Source organism: Aequorivita sublithincola DSM 14238 (assembly GCF_000265385.1).
Taxonomy (GTDB): Bacteria; Bacteroidota; Bacteroidia; order Flavobacteriales; family Flavobacteriaceae; genus Aequorivita; species Aequorivita sublithincola.
In genome coordinates this window covers 1,855,715-1,875,092 of record NC_018013.1, presented here as the reverse complement: position 1 = coordinate 1,875,092, position 19,378 = coordinate 1,855,715, and the positions used below count along the sequence as shown (strand labels likewise).

The following is a 19,378-nucleotide window of genomic DNA, read 5'->3' as shown; positions in this document are numbered from 1 at the left end:
CTTTTAAAGCCTTTTCTAATTATGGTTAATATATAGACAATTGGCTAAAGTATATTAATTCAATAGAAATTTCTTCGAAACGGTATGTCCGTTTTCCAAGGCAAACTGGGCAATGTAAAAACCTTGTGCAAATTGGCTAAGCTGAAAGCTTCCTGCTTCATTATTCAAGTTTTCAGAAATTATTCTTTGTCCAGCAACGTTAAAAATTGATACTTCTTTTACGTTGGAAACTGTGTTGTTTAATTGATAATTAAACACCTTGTCTTTTACAAAAACGCTAATCGCTTTTTCAGAAAAATCATTAACGGAAAGCAACTCTGATTTTGCGGCTTCAATTAAAAATTCCAAACCTAATTTTGCAAATTTCACAGCGTGATCTGGGGTATTGAAAAATGAATACAAATCTCCAGAACTGTGAATATTGGGATTGTCTTGACTAAAAGATGCTTCAAAAGGAAAAGCAGCATCATATCCATTCGCCGCCCAACTGGCGTGATCTGAGCACCCATAACCACATACGGTTGTGGCATAATTAAAACTATGAGCACCAGAAGCGTTGTAATGATCCATCAAATCGGTTAAATAATTGTTTAGTGTAGGGCTGTTATAAGAATCGGTTGTAATGTAAATACTTCTACTAGAGCCTTTGTAGCCCGTCATATCAAACTGCACATAAGCAGCTACGTTCACTCCATTAGTAGCGTATTCTTCAGCAATTTCAGCTGAACCTACTAATCCAATTTCCTCAGCAGCAAAAGCCATTACTTCAATACTTCTGTTTGGAACAAAGCCTTTTGCCAAAAGCACTCTAACCATTTCATTTAATGATGAAATTCCAGAAGCGTTATCATCCGCGCCAGGAGCATCGTTTTTATTGGAAGATGTTGAATCAATATGCCCACCAATAATTACAAACTCATCTGGCGTATTTGCACCATCAATAGTTAAAATAACGGAAGGCATTGGCGTATTCACGTGATTGTAAATACGAGTGTGAACGTCTGATCTTCCCGATGCCAGAATCATAGCATCCCATTTTGCCTGTTGGTCCATCACTGCCTGAACAGCTTGAGATTTTGTGTGGTAGCGCGTCCCATAATTTTGAAGTTCTAAAATATTGTCTTCAATGTTTTGTCCGTTTACTAAATCCAGACATTCGGTTACCAAAACGTCTTCAGTAATAGTATAGTCTAATAGCGAATTTCTGCGTTGCACGGTGTTTAAAGCGCTAAGAGCTTTTTCTTTGGAAGCCTTGAAAATATATCCAGGTCCGTGAGTACGAACGTTATCGTGAATTTTATGCGCCACTTCTTCAGAAAGCAAAACAGCAGCCTGATTGTCTTTACTTTCCAAAATCTGAATCTCGTTTGGGTAAAGCTTCTGAATGGAAATAGCATCTGCAGCGTCCATAGTTGCATAAAAGGAAGTTCCGTGTTGTGCAATTGCAGCAGCTGAAAATAAAAGGAACGTAAAAAGTAATGTAGTAAATTTTTTCATTGAGGAATTTTATAAAGTTAATGTTGTAAAAATAAAGTTTCTGCTGAATTTATGGTTGCATTATGAAAGTTTAACTATTTCAATATAAAATATTTCAAACTAAACAGTTAGCTTTTTCGTATATGTTTTAAAAACTTCCCTATTTTTGAAATAGGCAAAAAACTATTCTTTTGGAACTACTGAATCCCGACCAATGGATTGACAACTATGCGGACTACCTTTACAATTACACGATTGTTAGGGTAAACGATCACATAGTTGCGCAAGACCTAATTTCTGAAACTTTTTTGGCGGGACTTAAATCGAAAAAAAACTTTAAAGGAGAGGCTTCGGAACGAACCTGGCTTATTTCCATCTTAAAGCGAAAAATAATCGATTATTATAGAAAAATTAATTCCAAAAAAGGAAAAGCTGAAGTTCATATCAATTACCGCGACGAAGACTCAGAAGGAGACTGGCTTGAAGAGAACGCTGCTGATCCTTTTGACAGAACTGCCGAGGATACAATGGAAAACGAAGAATTGAGACTTGCAATTTTGGAATGTTTGAACAAACTACCCGAAAAACAAGCCGCAATTTTTAAAAAGAAAACCATTGAAAATTTTGATACCGAAGCTATTTGTAAAGAATACAATATTACGCCGTCTAACTTGTGGGTAATAATCCATCGGGCACGAAAAACAATGGTATCGTGCCTAGAGAAGAATTGGTTTAATTAGAGAATATGAAGTTTTTTTTTAAGTGTGATGAAGCAACTAATGTATGCGACAAAAGTCAATACAAAGAGGCTGGCTTTTTTGATAAATTAATGTTACACATACATTTATTGATGTGTAAAATTTGCCGTGGCTACACCAAACGTAATGTGAAACTTACCAAAACCATAAATTCGGCAAATATCAAAACACTTCGTCCTGAAGAAAAAGAGATTCTAAAAGCGCGACTTCGGCATGAAATAGATAATGAGCGAAGAATTCAAAGTTAATTAAAAAGCACAAAGACAAGGAACCAAAGTATTGGCAAAGCCTCCACCCAAAAAGAAGAAAAATAGCGTGTTTGATTGGTTTTGGAGATAACAATCATCCAACCCAAAACCACACAAAAAATAAGCATACTTACAATATAAGCCACCCCAGAATTTTCTTTAAAAAATTCAAAAACCAAACAAAGGGTCAATAAAACTTCGCCTAATAATTTTGTTTGCCTTACACCAACTTGTTGCGGTAACGTTTTCAAATTAAGTGAATCATAAGGTACGTCACGAATTTCAAAAGGCAGAATGAGCGCCACAACTATCAAAATACGCTGTAAGAAAGTCAGCAACACATCTCCAGAAATATCATTTTCAGAAGCTACAAATGGAACAATTACTGTAACTCCTGCCCAAACAAAAGCCACAACAAAAATCTTCAATCCAGAAAAATTCCGAAGATTTTTATGTCTTATAAAAGGTACTGCATAAAAAAAAGTAGCAAGACCAAAAGCTGTTGTGACCAAAAGAGTTGTTATGGAAAGTTGAAAAGCTATAATAGCAAGTGCTAAAAAACAAACTCCTGAAAGAACTTGTATCGTTTTTAAAGATTGAGTCAGGCTGCGATGGTGCAATCCTGCGACTTTAGCATATTTCACAAAATTATAACCCGTTAATGCGCCCAGAAAAACAAAAGCCCAAAGCTCGTTTGGAATAATCAAATCATATTCCATAACGGAAACCGCCAGCAATGCCACGACTGCCAAGGCAACGTGGATGCTGCTATTTACATAAAACGCAAATGCTTGGTTTAAAAACTTCATCGTGAAAAAAATTACCGATGAATTGTTTTAAGATTTTTCAACAGTTTAAAAATTTAATGATTAACCCCAAATTTCGTGATTTTTTCCTTTCGTAGCGCTGTTAAGTAACCCAAAAAAACTTCATTTTTTCACAAAATCATTAATTCTTGACTTATTGGAAAACTTTATTTAGCTCAAAGTGTTAGTAACCTTCACATTTAGTTGAAAAATTAAATTTTTCGGACACTAATATGTGAAGTGATTTAGGTTTAAAATTGTAATTTTGCCAGCTAAATTTCAATCGCAAATCAATGAATACAGATTCTTTTGCTTTAAGGCATATCGGTCCCCGGGAAAACGACCTTCCAGAAATGCTTAAAACCATTGGTGCAAGCTCCCTAGACCAACTAATTTATGAAACAGTTCCAGATGATATTCTGCTTAAAAAAGCATTAGATCTGGACACGGCAATGAGCGAACAGGAATATCTTGAGCACATTACTGAACTTTCCACAAAAAATAAACTTTTCAAAACATATATTGGGCTTGGCTATCATCAGTCCAATTTACCACCCGTTATCCAACGAAATATTTTGGAAAACCCCGGATGGTACACAGCTTACACTCCTTACCAAGCTGAAATTGCACAAGGAAGACTAGAAGCTTTGTTGAATTTCCAAACCGTTGTTACAGATTTAACTGGAATGGAATTGGCAAATGCATCTCTTTTAGACGAATCTACCGCAGCAGCAGAAGCAATGGCCTTGCTTTTCGCAGTTCGTGAAAAGGACAAGAAAAAAAGTAACGCTTCCAAGTTTTTTGTTTCTGAAGAAATACTTCCGCAAACACTGGCGCTTTTGCAAACTCGTTCTGAACCTATTGGCGTAGAATTGGTTATTGGTAAGCACGAAGATTTCGACTTTTCAGATGAATTTTTTGGCGCAATTATTCAATATCCTGGTAGAACTGGAAAAGTTCACGACTATAAAGAATTTATTGAGAAAGCGAACGACAACCAAATAAAAGTTGCTGTTGCTGCAGATATTCTAAGTCTTGTAATGCTAGAATCTCCAGGAAAATTTGGAGTAGATGTAGTTGTTGGAACCACGCAACGTTTCGGAATTCCGTTGGGTTACGGTGGACCTCACGCAGCATTCTTCGCTACAAAAGATGAATACAAACGCAGCATTCCTGGAAGAATTATTGGTGTTACAAAAGATACTGATGGAAACCGTGCTTTACGAATGGCACTTCAAACACGTGAACAACACATAAAGCGCGATAAAGCAACTTCAAACATTTGTACAGCGCAAGTGTTATTGGCTGTTATGGCTGGAATGTACGCGGTTTATCACGGGCCAGAAGGTTTAAAACACATCGCTCAAAAAGTTCACAATGGGGCTGCAACGCTTGCAACTGCTTTGGAAAAGTTAGGCTTCGAACAAATGAACAAAACTTATTTTGATACTATCGCAATAAAAGCTGATGCTACAAAAATCAAGTTTTTAGCAGAAGCGAAAGAAGTAAACTTCTACTATCCTAATGACGAAACGGTTTCAATTTCAATTAATGAAACTACAACCGTTAAAGACCTCAACAAAATAGTTGCAATCTTTTCCGAAGCCATAAAAAAGGATTTCCAAAAGATTACCGAGTTAGAAACTGGCAATAAAATTCCACGAGAAGTTGCTCGTAAAACTGAATTTCTTCAACAAGAAGTCTTCAACAAATATCACAGTGAAACAGATTTAATGCGTTACATAAAAAGACTGGAACGCAAAGATCTTTCGTTAAACCACTCTATGATATCTTTAGGTTCTTGCACGATGAAACTTAACGCCGCTGCGGAAATGCTACCATTGAGCGACCCAATGTGGGGCAATATGCACCCTTTCGTTCCAGTGGAACAAGCCGAAGGATATCAAATTGTTTTAAAGAAACTGGAAAAACAACTTACAGAAATCACAGGTTTTGCTGGCACTTCTCTTCAACCAAATAGTGGTGCACAAGGTGAATATGCTGGTTTGATGGTAATAAGAGCCTATCACGAATCACAAGGACAAGAACATAGAAATATCTGCTTAATTCCTGCTTCTGCACACGGAACAAATCCTGCAAGTGCTGTTATGGCCGGAATGCAAGTAATTGTTACAAAATCTACGGAGGAAGGGAATATTGACGTAGAAGATCTTCGCGAAAAAGCACTGAAACACAAAGACAATCTTTCTTGTTTGATGGTTACTTATCCTTCAACACACGGCGTATATGAATCTGCCATTCGCGAAGTAACAAGTATAATTCACGAAAATGGTGGACAAGTTTATATGGACGGTGCAAATATGAATGCGCAAGTTGGCTTGACCAATCCGGGCGCAATTGGTGCAGACGTATGCCACTTAAATCTTCACAAAACCTTCGCCATTCCTCACGGCGGTGGTGGTCCAGGAGTTGGACCTATTTGTGTTGCAAAACAGTTGGTTCCATTTTTACCCTCAAACCCTATTATTGCAACGGGTGGCGAAAACGCTATTTCTGCAATTTCCGGAGCTCCTTATGGTAGTTCGCTGGTTTGTTTAATTAGCTACGCTTACATCTGCATGCTTGGCGTAAATGGTTTGAAAAAAGCTACGCAATACGCAATTTTAAACGCCAACTACATTAAAGAAAGACTGAACGGCCATTACGAAGTGCTTTACGCAGGCGAAAGAGGCCGTGCCGCTCACGAAATGATTGTGGATTGTCGTCCATTTAAAGCAAAAGGAATTGAAGTAACAGATATTGCAAAACGATTGATGGACTATGGTTTCCACGCGCCAACGGTTTCTTTCCCAATTGCGGGAACTTTGATGATAGAACCAACGGAAAGTGAAAGCAAGATGGCTTTGGATCAATTCTGTGATGCAATGATTTCTATCAGAAAAGAAATTGAAGCAGCAGACAAAGACGACTTTAACAACGTATTGAAAAATTCGCCACATACTTTGGAAATGCTTACTGCTGATGAATGGGATTTCCCATACAGCAGACAAGAGGCGGCTTTCCCAATGGAATATGTTTCAGAAAATAAATTCTGGCCTTCCATTAGAAGAGTAGATGATGCGTTTGGCGACAGAAATTTAATATGTACCTGTAACCCAATTGAAGCTTATATGGAAGCATAATTAAGTAGGCAGTCGCAGTAGGCAGTTTCAAAGCAAAATATTTTTACTGAATACTGCTACTGAATACTGCAAACTTTTTTTCCGTACTTTTAACCAAACTTTTCAGTATATGAATGTCAAAATAACAGGCATAGGAAGTTATATTCCCAGTGAGATTGCGAAAAACGAACATTTTGGCAACCATCATTTCTACAATGAAGACGGGACTCGTTTTGGCCAAGAAAACGAAACCATCATTGAAAAGTTCAAGGCCATTACTGGAATTGCTGAACGACGTTATATTCCTAAAAACTTAAGCACTTCAGACATTGCATCCTTTGCGGCGGAAAATGCCATTAAAGATGCTGGAATAAATAAAGAAGAACTCGATTATATAATTGTTGCACATAATTATGGCGACGTAAAACATGGTTCCGTTCAGAGCGATACCGTTCCCAGCATTGCAACACGCGTAAAGCACAATCTAAAAATCCAAAATCCAAAATGTGTTGGTTATGATGTGCTTTTTGGGTGTCCAGGATGGATTGAAGGAATGATACAAGCCTATGCTTTTATAAAAGCTGGAATTGCCACAAAATGTTTGGTTATAGGTGCCGAAGCTCTCTCTCGCGTAGTAGATCCTCACGATAGGGATTCCATGATTTACAGTGATGGTGCTGGCGCAGCGATAGTTGAAGCTACTAAAGAAGCGGGCGGAATTCTAAATCATTTTAGCGCTACCTATGCTTTTGATGAGGCACATTTCATATTTTTTGGCGAAAGCAACAACCTGGAGAAAAAAGATAATCGTCGTTACATAAAAATGTACGGTAGAAAAATTTACGAATTCGCTTTAAACCACGTGCCGGATGCAATGAAAACGTGCTTGGACAAAACCGGAATTGGTATAGATGAAGTGAAAAAAATCTTTATCCATCAGGCAAACGAAAAAATGGACGAAGCCATCGTAAACCGTTTTTACAAACTTTACGGTAAAACGCCACCTGAAAAAATTATGCCTATGAGCATTGATAAATTGGGCAACAGCAGCGTTGCAACCGTCCCAACTCTTTATGATTTGGTTTTGAATAATGAAATGGAAGGACATTCCATTGAAAAAGGCGATGTTGTTATTTTTGCGAGTGTAGGTGCTGGGATGAACATTAATGCTATTGTTTATAAGATTTAATTAATTCAGAATTATGAATTCTGTAAACAAGTCTTTCAAATTTATAATATGTTAAAGAAAATTTTATTATTAAGTGTATTTTCTATTATCATTTCTTGTAGTAATGATGATGTAGAACCAAACATAGATGACGATCCAGGATCTGGAACAGGTACTGGCACAGGTACTGGAACCGGCACAGGTACCGGCGTCGAAGAAACTTTTCCAGAAGGTAGTCTAAATTATCTATTTTCAAACGCATTAATTTCAGATAGATTCAATAATTTGAAAAGAGAAAATCCTGTTCAAATAGTAGCGTACGATGAAGTAAACAATAGAATTAAAACCAATTATTCCTATTTGGAAAATTTATTGGTTCAGGCAAATAATAATCGAAGTTGGTTTGTAACTCAAGGCAGTGAAGCTTCAACTTTGGTTGAAATTGAAAGTATTGATACAGTTAGTGGTTGGATTACATTAGGTGAAACTTATTTAGGAGATTTAAACAAAAATATAGGCGCAACCCTAGAGTTTTTTAATCCTTTCGTAAATTATGATATTATCAATGACCGCCCATTGTTTAATCCATATCCAACCCGCGTTTCTGAGGGAGTTTTTAATTACATCCAACCAGGTGGAATTATTGAAAAAACAGACGGAACTTTTGTGCTTTTAACACCTGTGGTTTTTGGATCTCACGCAAAAAGAAGTATCTATTATGCTAGCAGCGATAATTTAGAAGATTGGACATTTCATGACGAGAAGATTTTAAGCACCGATATGATACCATTTGCAAAGACCAATGGAAACGTTTTTTCTAGTGATAATCCATATAAATTAGAAAACGGAAACTATCTCGTCTTACTTGGTGTTCAGCAACCTAACGATAATTACACATCTGCATATATGATTATAGATGAAGAACTTAATATCGTTCAACAACCTAAGGAGATTATGATTCCTGAATGGCATGGAAATGACCAAAACAGCTTCCCTTTAGCCCTAACAAAGTTTGAAAATAATTTCAGGATTATTTTCCATAAACGAAATCCGCGTTCCATTGATAGAGAGATTCACGAAGTAATTGCCACTAATTTATTTGACGCCTTAGATCAAAACAGCAGTATTATATCTTCAAAAATTTTACAAAAAGGGAGTACCGGAATTGGGTATTTAAGAGGAAAAGCTGACGACGCTTCGTACATTCAGTTTAATTCAAAATTGTATATTTTATTAGGTAGTGAAGAAGAGTCTTCAAGTTATTTAACTTCAAACAATAGAGAATACGGCTTGATGAATTGGGATGGGAATATTTGGAACCACGACAGCAGAAGTCCATTATTAATTAATCCAGTGCAATTATATAACAAATATCCAATTTATGATTGGGCTTGGGATCATTTAGGCGCCTTTGCTTCACCGATTATAAAGAATGGAACACTATATATATACATGGCTTTTGGCACGGATAATCCTGACTATTTCCTTTCTGGAATTAAGATATCATTAAATTAGAAAAGCCATTACTTTAAGAATATGTATGAAGGCAAATTTCCAACGAAAAGATACAAGCACACGCTACAATTTCTAAACGAAGTTATTTCTAAAGAGGACAGGATTCTCGATTTAGGCGTTCAAAATCCGTTTTCTGAAATACTTACTAAAGAAGGCTTCAACGTTACAAATTCCAATGGCGAAGACCTTGACCTTGAAACCACTATTGTAAAAACAGAAGCATTTGACGTAGTTACCGCTTTTGAAATTTTTGAGCATTTGGTTTCACCCTTCAATGTTTTAAAAGATATTCAGGCAAAAAAATTGGTCGCTTCCATTCCTTTAAAACTTTGGTTTGCTTCAGCATACAGAAGCAAAACTGATAAATGGGATCGTCACTACCACGAGTTTGAAGATTGGCAGTTTGATTGGCTACTAGAAAAAGCAGGTTGGCGAATTGTGAAAAGTGAAAAGTTTACAAATCCAATAAAAAAGATAGGCATTAGACCTATACTTCGAAGAATTACACCAAGATATTATTTGGTTTATGCTGAACGCTTCAAATGAATTTTCAAATAGTAATACCGGCGCATAACGAAGAAGCATTCATTGGCGGTACGCTCCAATCTCTAGTTGATCAAACTCTACTTCCCCAAAAAGTTGTGGTTGTAAATGATGCTTCCACAGACGGCACCCAAAAGGTAATAGATCAATTTTCAGAAAAATATAATTTCGTTGAAGGCGTTTTTCACAATTCTGAAGCATTACATGCTCCAGGAAGCAAGGTGATCAATGCCTTTTACAAAGGCTTTGAAACTATCGATCAAGATTTTGAAATTATCTGCAAGTTTGATGCAGACTTAATTTTCCCGAAGAATTATCTTGAAAAAATTGCAACTGCTTTCCGAAGAAATCCTTCGGTGGGAATGGTTGGTGGTTTTTGTTATATTGAAAAAAATGGGGAATGGATTTTAGAAAACCTAACCAATAAAGACCATATTCGCGGAGCTTTAAAAGCATACAGAAAAGAATGTTTTGAACAAATAAAAGGTTTGCGAAACACCATGGGTTGGGACACCGTGGACGAACTTTTAGCACAATATAACGGCTGGGAAATAAAAACCGATACTTCGCTGCACGTAAAACATCTTAAACCTACTGGTAAAGTTTACACCAAAGCGGCAAGATTTAAACAGGGCGAAGCTTTCTACAAAATGCGCTATGGGTTTTGGCTCACGTTTATCGCTTCGACTAAACTAGCTTCCAAAAAAAGCAATTTTCAGTTTTTTGTAGATTCAATGAAAGGATATTCCAAGGCTAAAAAAGAAAAACTAGAATTCATCGTTTCAGAAGAAGAAGGACATTTCATCAGAAATCTGCGCTGGCAGAATATTCACAAGAAACTTGGGATTCGTTAACTCGGATCCCGATAGCTATCGGGACTGAATTTTGAATTTTTTCTTAACACCTCAAATTATTTATATTAGCTATTTTTACAAATAAAATATTTCAATGAAAACTAAGCTTTCCCTCCTCACCCTTCTTTTATCATTTATTTTAATTGCAACTTCCTGCGTTACTGTTCAAGTAAAGGACAATACGGTTACTCAAACTTCTTTAGAAATAAAAAAACCAAAAAATATTATTCTTTTAATCGGTGATGGAATGGGTTTGAGCCAAGTTTCCACCGCTATTTATTACAAAGACGGTAAACCAAATTTTGAACGTTTCCATACCATAGGCTTGAGCAAAACCTCTTCTTCCAATGAATTGGTAACAGATTCTGCTGCAGGCGCCACCGTTTTTTCTACAGGAGAAAAGACTTATAATGGAGCAATTGCGGTAAGTAAGGATACTATCCCGCTCCCAACTATTGTTGAACATTTATCAAAAAGAGGTTTGGCGACGGGAATTGTTGCAACATCTTCAATTCAGCACGCCACTCCTGCTAGTTTTTATGCCCATGTAAAAAGCAGAAGAATGTATGAAGAGATTACCGAGTTTGCGCCAAATTCTGGCGTAAACTTTTTTGCGGGTGGCGGACTTAAATTCTTCAACCAAAGAAAGGACGGGAAAGATTTATTAGAAGAAATGAAAACCAAAGGCTATGAGGTAATTACAGACAAACTTCCAACTACTCCGAGCGAAAAAAACGAATTAATTTTACTCGCAGAAAACGGAATGCCTAAAATGAGCGAAGGTCGTGGTGACTTCCTGCCAAACGCAACAAAACTGGCTTTGGAAAAACTTTCAAAAAACGAAAAAGGATTTTTCTTAATGGTTGAAGGTAGCCAAATAGATTGGGGCGGCCATGACAATGATGCAGACTACTTAATTCAAGAACTATTAGACTTTGACAAAACTTTAGGCGTAGCCTTAGATTTCGCAAAACAAAACGGCGAAACACTTGTGATTGTTACCGCAGACCATGAAACTGGCGGTTATACCTTAGCTTCAGACGGCAGCGATTACAACAAAATAAAACCAAGTTTTTCCACAACCGGACATTCTGGAACAATGGTTCCAGTATTTGCAGAAGGTCCTGGCGCTATACTCTTCAACGGAATTTACGAAAGCAACGAGATTTATCATAAAATCATGGAGCTTTTGAAAAGGTGAATTTGTGAAGTCGGGATTCGTTGATTCGTTTGCCGAGCGAACTTAAACATTCATAATCCAACTGAACACTGTGGCTGAAAACTGTGACTGAAGACCGCGACTGAACACTGAAAACTTATTACAAAATACTTAACGTAGTTTTATAAATTTCAGTGATGTAATTTTAGTACTTTAGCCCTAGCTATCTATTTTATGAAGTACATACAAGATATTGGTTCCTATTTTTTGATGCTTAAAAAGGTGTTTGGCAGTTTTACCAAAACATCGGTTTTAAAACATCTCATCTTTAAGGAAATCAACGACCTTATTATTAGTTCTTTAGGCATCGTTGCCTTCATCTCCTTTTTTGTGGGTGGTGTTGTGGCAATTCAAACTGCGCTAAATATGGACAATCCAATCATTCCTGATAGTTTGATAGGTTTTGCAACACGCCAATCCGTTATTCTGGAATTTGCTCCAACATTTATTTCCATCATTATGGCGGGTAAAGTAGGTTCCTTCATTACCTCCAGCATAGGCTCTATGCGGGTTACGGAACAAATTGATGCATTAGAAGTTATGGGAGTAAATTCTCTAAATTATTTAGTATTTCCCAAAATAGTTGCATTAATGTTCTATCCTTTCTTAATAGTTCTCGCAATGTTTCTTGGAATTCTTGGCGGATGGGTAGCTGGTGTTTATGGAGGTTTTACTAGTTCATCAGATTTTATAGCTGGCGTTCAGCAAGATTTTATTCCGTATCAAATTTTTTACTCATTCTTTAAAACTTCTGTTTTTGCTTTTATTCTTGCCACGGTTCCTTCTTGGCAAGGGTTTTATATGAAAGGTGGTTCACTAGAAGTAGGAAAGGCAAGTACAAATTCATTTGTGTGGACTAGTGTACTTATTATAGCATCAAACTTTATAATAACCCAACTCCTATTAAGCTAATGATAAAAATAGAAGACGTACATAAAAGTTTTGGAGATGAAGAAATTCTGAAAGGTATAACTACAGAGTTTGATAAAGGAAAAACAAACCTTATTATAGGTAGAAGCGGAAGCGGAAAAAGTGTTTTACTAAAATGCCTTATTGGACTTTTTAAGCCAGAACAAGGCAAAATTTTTTACGAAGATAAAGCCATACAAAATATGGACGACGATCAACAACGTGCACTTCGCGAAGAAATAGGAATGCTTTTTCAAGGTGGTGCGCTGTTTGATTCTATGAATATTGAAGAAAATGTAATGTTTCCACTTCGAATGTTCACTAAACAGAAAAAAAATGAAATGGTGGCTCGTGTAAATGAGGTTCTAAAACGGGTAGAGCTTGAAAATGTTAACAAAAAATTTCCAGCGGAAATTTCTGGTGGAATGCAAAAACGGGTTTCAATTGCCCGTGCAATAGTTAACAAGCCTAAATATCTTTTTTGTGATGAGCCTAACTCAGGTCTAGATCCAAAAACGGCTACTTTGATAGATACCCTAATTCAAGATATTACGCACGAAAACAATATCACTACCATCGTTGTTACCCACGATATGAACTCGGTTATGGAAATTGGTGAAAAAGTGGTTTTACTAAAAAATGGTAAATTAGTTTGGCAAGGCGATAATCAGGAAATATTCAAAACTGATAATGAAGATGTTACTGATTTTGTTTACTCCTCAGATTTATTCAAAAAAATTCGTGAAGTTCAGTTGAAAGAAGGGTAAACTTCTTTAAGGATATTCTGAAACTTGAAGCGAATCTAACTTCAATTTATATTTTAACCAAGATTCAATTTTCTTTAATTCTGCTTTTCTTTCTTTGGAAGAAACATTTTTTTTCCAACGTAAACTAATTACAGGAACTGTATCTGTTTTCTTAAAGTTAGTCGTGATTTTATTTGAATAGCTGAAGGTTTCAACATTTTCATAATTAATTTTCAACTCTTTACTCAACTCTTGAAAAGGAATATTCTGAACTTTTAATAATGCAATTTCATTTTCTAGAAAACTTATTTTTTCATCCTTATTTTGGATTATCTGCTCGTTTTTTACATATAAATCTTCCAATATTCCAGCCTTTATTGCACCTGAAAGTTTCGCCGCCACCTCGCTACTTTGATCTGAGCCTTGGTAGATTCTTAAATGGGTTTTCTCTAAGTTTTCTGTTTTCTCTAGTTTTGATAACCATTCATTTATTTTGTTTTGTGGCACTGGACGACCTATTAAATACACATCGATATTTCTCGACTTATAATCATGGGTGAACTTAACCACTTCTGCACCTTCATATTTAACGATGTTTTTTACGAAATCTCTAGTCTTGTTTTCGAAAACCTGTTGGTCCAATAATTTAATAAACAACCAAACGCTGGGAACCATTACTGCAATAGCAATAACTGTTGCAATCTGAGCAGTACGCTTTCGTCTTTTGCTATTCGCAAAACGAACCATTGGAAAACGCAAAATTTTTGAAACAATAAACGTGGAAAGCGCAATAAAAACTGCGTTTATGGAAAAAAGATACAGCGCGCCACCCGCATAGGAAGCATTACCAACTGCCAAACCATAACCAACCGTACACAAAGGCGGCATCAACGCCGTGGCAATAGCAACACCAAAAATAACGCTGGCAATAGTTCCACTTTTAGTCTTGGCGACAATCAAGCCCAAACCACCAAAAATAGCTATCAAAACATCCAAAATTGTTGGATAGGTTCTCGCTATAAGTTCTGGCGTTTCTTCCGTTAGCGGTGAAAGTTTAAAATAGAGAAAAGCTGTTAGCACGCTAAGAAAAACCATTACTCCTAGGTTTATCAGCGAACGCTTTAACGTGTCAACATCATTAATGGCAACGGAAAGCCCAATACCCACAATAGGCCCCATTAAAGGCGAAATAAGCATCGCTCCAATTACAACCGCCGTACTACTAACATTCAGACCAATGGAAGCCACAAATATGGAAAAGATTAGAATCCAAGCCGTGTGACCTTTAAACGAAATATCTTTCTTTACGGCATCAATCGTAGCATCGCGATCCGTATCTGCCCGAATATCAAATAATTCGCTTAAAAATTGTTTAATACTTTGCCATGTATTTAACTTTACTTGATCAAACTCCTTGTCGTTCGGAGTTATTTTTATATCATCCTTGTGTTCTGTATTCTCCATTTATAAATACTTTTTACCAAATTTTTTTGAAACTTCTTTTAGAAGCTCCTTAATCTCTTGTTCCTTTTGCTTCGGAAACAAAAGTAAAACATCTTCTTTATCGACCACAATATAGTCTTCAATTCCGTCCAAAACAACTAGTTTTTTTGAAGCCATAAAAATCATATTATTCTTGGAATCTTTTACAAAAGTTTCCGCATTTACCACCGAATTATTGTTTTCATCTTTTTCAAGCTTATCATAAAGTGCGCCCCATGTTCCCAAATCATTCCAATCAAAAGTTGCTTTTTTTAGATAAACATTATCAGCTTTTTCAAGAATTCCGTAGTCAATAGAAATATTTTGGGCTTCGGAATAATTCTCTTCTATGAATATTTTTTCTTCGGAAGTGTTCAAAAAAGCCATTCCTTTTGAAAACAATGAATTCATTTCAGTTAAATGCTTTTCAAAAGAAGCAACAATATTTTTTGCGCTCCAAATAAATATTCCTGCATTCCAAAGAAAATTTCCAGCATTTAGAAATTGTTTTGCTGTTTCATAATCTGGCTTTTCACAAAATTGCTTTACTTTTTTAATTTCAGAAGAATCGTTTTTATCACTTTCAATATATCCAAAACCTGTATTTGGGAAGGTTGGTTCAATTCCTAATGTAAGTAAAATGTCATCGCGTTGAGCGGCATCAAAACAAGCTTGCACATCTTGTGCAAAAGCTCTTTCATCTTCAATCCAATGATCGCTTGGCGCTACGAGCATTATGGCATTTGGATTTCTCTTTTTAATTTTTAAAGCCGAAAGTAAAATACAAGGCGCCGTATTTCGCATTGCGGGCTCTAAAACAACTTGTTTCTCAGAAATTTCTGGAAGTTGTTTTAGTGTAATTTCCAGATACATTTCATTAGTAAGAATGTAAATATTTTCTGAAGGGATAATTTTGTTAAGCCGCGAAAAAGTTTTTTGCAGCAAAGTTTGCCCCGTTCCAAGCATATCGTGAAATTGCTTTGGAAATACTTCGGTACTAACAGGCCAAAATCGCGATCCAATGCCGCCGGCCATAATTACTGCATAATAATCTTTGTTCATAGTTTAATTTTAAAGACACGACTTAAGGGAAACACGACCCACGACGATTTCGGATTGCTCGAAATTCTCTTTCGCAAATTTAATATTCATCTAATATATAACCCTTTCTGTATCACTATATCCTGACTCTGTAGTCGTGGTTCATTTATGTCTTGGTACGTGGTTCACTTCAAAAACTCCACTTCCGCATTAGGATTAAAAAGATACGTTCTTCCAGTTGAAACCTCTAAGCATTCAAAGCGTTTTACACGTTGATTTCCACGTTTAAAAATTTTACCGTTGTACAATCTAAAATGCCCACCGAAGGGGATTTCAAAGATATAGTTTTTATCGTTCTCTGGGTCAAACTGCTTTAAAGCCAAGGCGAGCTTAGCGTCTGTATCACTGGAAGCTTTTGGATTTTTGAAATGACGCGCCAGCAATGGCAACAGCTGATTTGGGAAAACTTCTGGACGCAAAAATGGTAACATCAAAAGCTGAAATGTCCGTTTCCACTCCAAACCATGTGGCTTTATGAGTCTTCCATATTTTGTAAAAGCTTCCAAATGCGCTATCTCGTGAACCAACGTGATTAAGAATCGATATTTATTCAGCGAAGCATTGACTGTAATTTTATGTTGTCCATTCGGCATTTTTTGGTAATCGCCGTGGCGAGTAACGCGTTCATTCACAATCTTTAGATGAACTTTATGCGTTTTTATAAGTTCAAAGGCTGAAACTACGGAAGCTTGGGGAATGTATTTTTCAAGTATTTCTGTCATAAAAGCAAAAAAACTAAGATTGTTCGTCTTCAAAAATAAAGAGTCTTTGCCAATATAACGTGGTTTTTCAGCTTAAAATGGCAGATAATAGAACTTCCTAGAAAATAAATTCAATTCCACTTATTTTAGTATCAATCGCTTATATATTTTTATTTAAAACAATTCTAAATAAACTTTGAAATTGTAAAATCAGGTAATATATTTGTCGCTTAATTATATTCAGTCTAAATAAAAATAATCTCCAAATGAAATTTATTACTACCCTACTTTTCATCCTCTGTGCTCACGTTATTGTGGCTCAAGAAGTAGCTAAAATTACAGGCTCTATAACAGATAGCGACAATAATCCCATTCCTTTTGCAAGCGCATATATTTCTGAACTTAAAAAAGGCAGTGCCGCAGATGAGGATGGAAATTTTACCATACCAAATATTCCTTATGGCCTTTGGCAACTTACCACAAGTGCCGTAGGATTCAAACCTGCAACTGTAGCCATAAATCTTAATGAACCTGTTTTAAGTGGCATTATTTTTCAGCTTACTCACGATAATGAGCTGGATCAAGTGGAAGTTTTCGGAAACCGAAATGACCGTCCTGACAAAATAGAATCCATTACGCGTTTGCCTTTAAAAACGTACGAACAAATTCAAAGTATATCCGTTCTTTCAGAAAAATTGATTGAAGATCAAGGTGCTTTGAGTATTTCTGATGCCACTAAAAACGTTCCAGGTGTTTACACTTTCGCAACCTATGGCAACAAGCGAGAAAGTATGTCTTCTCGTGGGTTTAGAGGAATTCCAATACTTAAAAATGGAGTTCGCATACATTCAGACTTTCGTGGCGTTGGAATTTTAACCGATATGCAAGGCGTTGACAATATTCAAGTTTTGAAAGGAACTGCTTCCATAACTCAAGGAGTTGCTACAGATTTAGGAAGTCCCGGCGGAATCATTAACATAGTTACTAAAACTCCAAAATATACTACTGGCGGAAGCGTGAGTTTACGCGGTGGAAGCTTTGGAAAAATTCGGCCAACCTTCGATGTTTTTGGCCCTTTAAACAAAGAAAAAAACATCGCTTTTCGTTTAAATGGTGCTTTGGAAAGAGCTGATAGTTTTAGAGATTTGGTTGAAAAAGAAAGCTTTTACTTCAATCCTTCTTTTGAATGGAAAATAAATGACAAAACAACAGTAACGCTAGAATTAGACCATTATTACGACAGCCGAACGCCAGATTTAGGAACTGTAAACTTAGCTGAAAACGATACAAACGCAATTTATGACCTTCCACATTCGCAGTTTTTAGGTTTTGAAAATGATCGTTCTATAACTCAGAATACAACTTATGCAGTCCGAATGGATCACGAATTGAGTGATAAACTTACTTTAAAAGGTGCTTTCTACAGTTCATCTTTAAAATTGGATGATAAAGGTGCAAAATTGAATAAAACTATTGAAGTGAATGAATTTCCGCTATATAATGTGCGTCAACGAAGCTATTCAACTTCTACACGAGACGATGATAATAGTGTGCTTCAGTTCGATTTAATTGGGGATAAAATTTACACAGGTTCCATAAAACACACTTTTCAAATTGGGTTTGACTATCGTTCTTCACATTTTAGTACAGCCAGGCAATCAACGGCAGTTGTGGACACAATCAATGTATTTCAAAATATTGAACACAGATTGCCTAATATTTCGCTTGATGAAGCAAACCTAAACGGCGGAAAAACAAATTCATTAGGCTTTGTGGCGCAAGACGTAATTTCGTGGAACTCTTGGTTAAAAACCTTTTTGGGTGCGAGATATAGCTCTACTGAAACCATTTCTGAAGTTGAAAATACACGAAGCGATGCTTTCAATCCATTGGGAGGAATTATCATTTCCCCAATCAAAAATGTGAATCTTTTTGTTTCCTATACAAACAGCTCCTACCCGCGTTCTGCCGCGCGATTAGGCGAGAATGGCGAAGAATTGGGCAACGAGCGTTATGACCAATTGGAAACAGGTTTCAAAACCACTTGGCTTAACGACCGTTTACGCTTCAATTTAACGCTATATAAAATCAATAACAAGAATATAAACCTTCCTGTTTACGATGAAACTTGGGCGAACATTCTATACTACGCAAAAGGCGGAAACGACCAACGTCAGGGAATTGAAGTAGAACTTACCGGAAGACCTTTAGAAAATTTAGAACTGATTGGCGGTTACGCATATATTGATGCGCAGTACAAAGAGCACACTTCTTATGTTTACGGTTCAGAGCCATTAAACACGCCCAAACATACATTTAATGCTTACGTCAATTATTCCTTCAGAAACAATACTTTGGAAGGTCTTTCCTTGGGTGCTGGAGCCTATTTTACTGGCGAACGTCCAATAAACGACTGGTCTTCTGGCGCAATCACTCATCAAGGAATTGTTCCTGGCCAAAAACCATTTAATGTTGATGCTTATACTTTGGTGAATTTTCAAGCAGAATACCAATTCAACCAAAACTGGAGTTTTCAATTTTTATTGAATAATGTGTTTGACAAAATTGGCTATAACGCTTACAGAACAAGCTATATAAACCAAACTGATCCAAGAAACTTTGCAGGAGTACTGCGCTATAATTTTTAGTTGTTTGATTGTTAAGTGCGAAGGCACGACTTAGGTTGTGCCTTTTAATTTGTCGTCTAAATCCTGAATCGCGGAAGATTCC

At 36.4% G+C, this 19,378-nt stretch carries 16 protein-coding genes; 11 read left to right on the top strand and 5 right to left on the bottom strand.

The genetic code is table 11. From position 1 onward, the window contains the following. Nucleotides 1-54 precede the first annotated feature (54 nt). Nucleotides 55-1,497 carry a M20/M25/M40 family metallo-hydrolase gene (locus AEQSU_RS08625; RefSeq protein WP_014782477.1) on the bottom strand — a complete coding sequence of 481 codons (1,443 nt, stop codon included), beginning with the start codon at nucleotides 1,495-1,497 and terminating at the stop codon, nucleotides 55-57. Nucleotides 1,498-1,667: 170 nt separating this feature from the next. Between AEQSU_RS08625 and AEQSU_RS08620 the strand changes: the two genes are divergently transcribed. Next, nucleotides 1,668-2,216, top strand: coding sequence for a sigma-70 family RNA polymerase sigma factor (locus tag AEQSU_RS08620; RefSeq protein WP_014782476.1), 549 nt, complete (start codon nucleotides 1,668-1,670; stop codon nucleotides 2,214-2,216). Nucleotides 2,217-2,221: 5 nt separating this feature from the next. Further along, nucleotides 2,222-2,482 (top strand): hypothetical protein, encoded by a 261-nt coding sequence (locus AEQSU_RS08615; RefSeq protein ID WP_014782475.1) that lies wholly within the window; start codon nucleotides 2,222-2,224, stop codon nucleotides 2,480-2,482. Here the strand turns inward: AEQSU_RS08615 and AEQSU_RS08610 are convergent. Beyond that, nucleotides 2,479-3,291 (bottom strand): UbiA prenyltransferase family protein, encoded by an 813-nt coding sequence (locus AEQSU_RS08610; RefSeq protein ID WP_014782474.1) that lies wholly within the window; start codon nucleotides 3,289-3,291, stop codon nucleotides 2,479-2,481. The two genes, AEQSU_RS08615 and AEQSU_RS08610, sit on opposite strands and share 4 nt — an antisense overlap. A gap of 290 nt (nucleotides 3,292-3,581) precedes the next feature. Between AEQSU_RS08610 and gcvP the strand changes: the two genes are divergently transcribed. The 8 genes from gcvP to AEQSU_RS08570 all read left to right on the top strand — a co-directional run bounded on the left by gcvP (nucleotide 3,582) and on the right by AEQSU_RS08570 (nucleotide 13,385). Further along, nucleotides 3,582-6,431, top strand: a complete 2,850-nt coding sequence (gene gcvP, locus AEQSU_RS08605) for an aminomethyl-transferring glycine dehydrogenase (protein ID WP_014782473.1) — start codon at nucleotides 3,582-3,584, stop codon at nucleotides 6,429-6,431. A gap of 109 nt (nucleotides 6,432-6,540) precedes the next feature. Continuing rightward, nucleotides 6,541-7,599 carry a 3-oxoacyl-ACP synthase III family protein gene (locus AEQSU_RS08600; protein WP_014782472.1) on the top strand — a complete coding sequence of 353 codons (1,059 nt, stop codon included), beginning with the start codon at nucleotides 6,541-6,543 and terminating at the stop codon, nucleotides 7,597-7,599. Between the two features lie 48 nt (nucleotides 7,600-7,647). After that, nucleotides 7,648-9,093, top strand: a complete 1,446-nt coding sequence (locus AEQSU_RS08595) for a hypothetical protein (protein ID WP_014782471.1) — start codon at nucleotides 7,648-7,650, stop codon at nucleotides 9,091-9,093. Nucleotides 9,094-9,114: 21 nt separating this feature from the next. After that, on the top strand, nucleotides 9,115-9,639 hold the full coding sequence (locus tag AEQSU_RS08590; protein WP_014782470.1) for a class I SAM-dependent methyltransferase: 525 nt from the start codon (nucleotides 9,115-9,117) through the stop codon (nucleotides 9,637-9,639). Further along, on the top strand, nucleotides 9,636-10,490 hold the full coding sequence (locus AEQSU_RS08585) for a glycosyltransferase family 2 protein (protein ID WP_014782469.1): 855 nt from the start codon (nucleotides 9,636-9,638) through the stop codon (nucleotides 10,488-10,490). Before AEQSU_RS08590 ends, AEQSU_RS08585 begins: the two co-directional genes overlap by 4 nt. 94 nt (nucleotides 10,491-10,584) lie before the next feature. After that, nucleotides 10,585-11,691: an alkaline phosphatase gene (locus AEQSU_RS08580; RefSeq protein WP_014782468.1), complete on the top strand. Its 1,107-nt coding sequence runs from the start codon at nucleotides 10,585-10,587 to the stop codon at nucleotides 11,689-11,691. 192 nt (nucleotides 11,692-11,883) lie between these two features. Continuing rightward, complete coding sequence (locus AEQSU_RS08575; RefSeq protein WP_014782467.1) at nucleotides 11,884-12,621, top strand: MlaE family ABC transporter permease; 738 nt, start codon at nucleotides 11,884-11,886, stop codon at nucleotides 12,619-12,621. Continuing rightward, on the top strand, nucleotides 12,621-13,385 hold the full coding sequence (locus tag AEQSU_RS08570; RefSeq protein WP_014782466.1) for an ABC transporter ATP-binding protein: 765 nt from the start codon (nucleotides 12,621-12,623) through the stop codon (nucleotides 13,383-13,385). The genes AEQSU_RS08575 and AEQSU_RS08570 overlap by 1 nt, the downstream gene beginning before the upstream one ends. Before the next feature lie 6 nt (nucleotides 13,386-13,391). On the opposite strand, the gene AEQSU_RS08565 is transcribed toward AEQSU_RS08570, so the two are convergent. The 3 genes from AEQSU_RS08565 to AEQSU_RS08555 all read right to left on the bottom strand — a co-directional run bounded on the left by AEQSU_RS08565 (nucleotide 13,392) and on the right by AEQSU_RS08555 (nucleotide 16,669). After that, complete coding sequence (locus AEQSU_RS08565) at nucleotides 13,392-14,828, bottom strand: DUF389 domain-containing protein (RefSeq protein WP_014782465.1); 1,437 nt, start codon at nucleotides 14,826-14,828, stop codon at nucleotides 13,392-13,394. Continuing rightward, the gene (locus AEQSU_RS08560; RefSeq protein ID WP_014782464.1) at nucleotides 14,829-15,908 is read right to left on the bottom strand and encodes a mannose-1-phosphate guanylyltransferase; all 1,080 of its coding nucleotides are present in this window, start codon (nucleotides 15,906-15,908) and stop codon (nucleotides 14,829-14,831) included. A gap of 164 nt (nucleotides 15,909-16,072) precedes the next feature. Continuing rightward, complete coding sequence (locus tag AEQSU_RS08555; protein WP_014782463.1) at nucleotides 16,073-16,669, bottom strand: SprT-like domain-containing protein; 597 nt, start codon at nucleotides 16,667-16,669, stop codon at nucleotides 16,073-16,075. 245 nt (nucleotides 16,670-16,914) lie between these two features. Here AEQSU_RS08555 and AEQSU_RS08550 point away from each other — a divergent pair, with 245 nt between their 5' ends. Beyond that, a complete protein-coding gene (locus AEQSU_RS08550; protein WP_014782462.1) occupies nucleotides 16,915-19,296 on the top strand; it encodes a TonB-dependent receptor in 2,382 nt (793 codons plus the stop codon). The last annotated feature ends 82 nt before the right edge of the window (nucleotides 19,297-19,378 follow it).

What these genes read in the sequence shown, in the direction of transcription:
- AEQSU_RS08625 (WP_014782477.1), bottom strand. Translation starts at nt 1,497, where the DNA reads ATGAAAAAATTTACTACATTACTTTTTACGTTCCTTTTATTTTCAGCT.
- AEQSU_RS08615 (WP_014782475.1), top strand. Translation starts at nt 2,222, where the DNA reads ATGAAGTTTTTTTTTAAGTGTGATGAAGCAACTAATGTATGCGACAAA.
- AEQSU_RS08610 (WP_014782474.1), bottom strand. Translation starts at nt 3,291, where the DNA reads ATGAAGTTTTTAAACCAAGCATTTGCGTTTTATGTAAATAGCAGCATC.
- gcvP (WP_014782473.1), top strand. Translation starts at nt 3,582, where the DNA reads ATGAATACAGATTCTTTTGCTTTAAGGCATATCGGTCCCCGGGAAAAC.
- AEQSU_RS08600 (WP_014782472.1), top strand. Translation starts at nt 6,541, where the DNA reads ATGAATGTCAAAATAACAGGCATAGGAAGTTATATTCCCAGTGAGATT.
- AEQSU_RS08595 (WP_014782471.1), top strand. Translation starts at nt 7,648, where the DNA reads ATGTTAAAGAAAATTTTATTATTAAGTGTATTTTCTATTATCATTTCT.
- AEQSU_RS08590 (WP_014782470.1), top strand. Translation starts at nt 9,115, where the DNA reads ATGTATGAAGGCAAATTTCCAACGAAAAGATACAAGCACACGCTACAA.
- AEQSU_RS08585 (WP_014782469.1), top strand. Translation starts at nt 9,636, where the DNA reads ATGAATTTTCAAATAGTAATACCGGCGCATAACGAAGAAGCATTCATT.
- AEQSU_RS08580 (WP_014782468.1), top strand. Translation starts at nt 10,585, where the DNA reads ATGAAAACTAAGCTTTCCCTCCTCACCCTTCTTTTATCATTTATTTTA.
- AEQSU_RS08575 (WP_014782467.1), top strand. Translation starts at nt 11,884, where the DNA reads ATGAAGTACATACAAGATATTGGTTCCTATTTTTTGATGCTTAAAAAG.
- AEQSU_RS08570 (WP_014782466.1), top strand. Translation starts at nt 12,621, where the DNA reads ATGATAAAAATAGAAGACGTACATAAAAGTTTTGGAGATGAAGAAATT.
- AEQSU_RS08565 (WP_014782465.1), bottom strand. Translation starts at nt 14,828, where the DNA reads ATGGAGAATACAGAACACAAGGATGATATAAAAATAACTCCGAACGAC.
- AEQSU_RS08560 (WP_014782464.1), bottom strand. Translation starts at nt 15,908, where the DNA reads ATGAACAAAGATTATTATGCAGTAATTATGGCCGGCGGCATTGGATCG.
- AEQSU_RS08555 (WP_014782463.1), bottom strand. Translation starts at nt 16,669, where the DNA reads ATGACAGAAATACTTGAAAAATACATTCCCCAAGCTTCCGTAGTTTCA.
- AEQSU_RS08550 (WP_014782462.1), top strand. Translation starts at nt 16,915, where the DNA reads ATGAAATTTATTACTACCCTACTTTTCATCCTCTGTGCTCACGTTATT.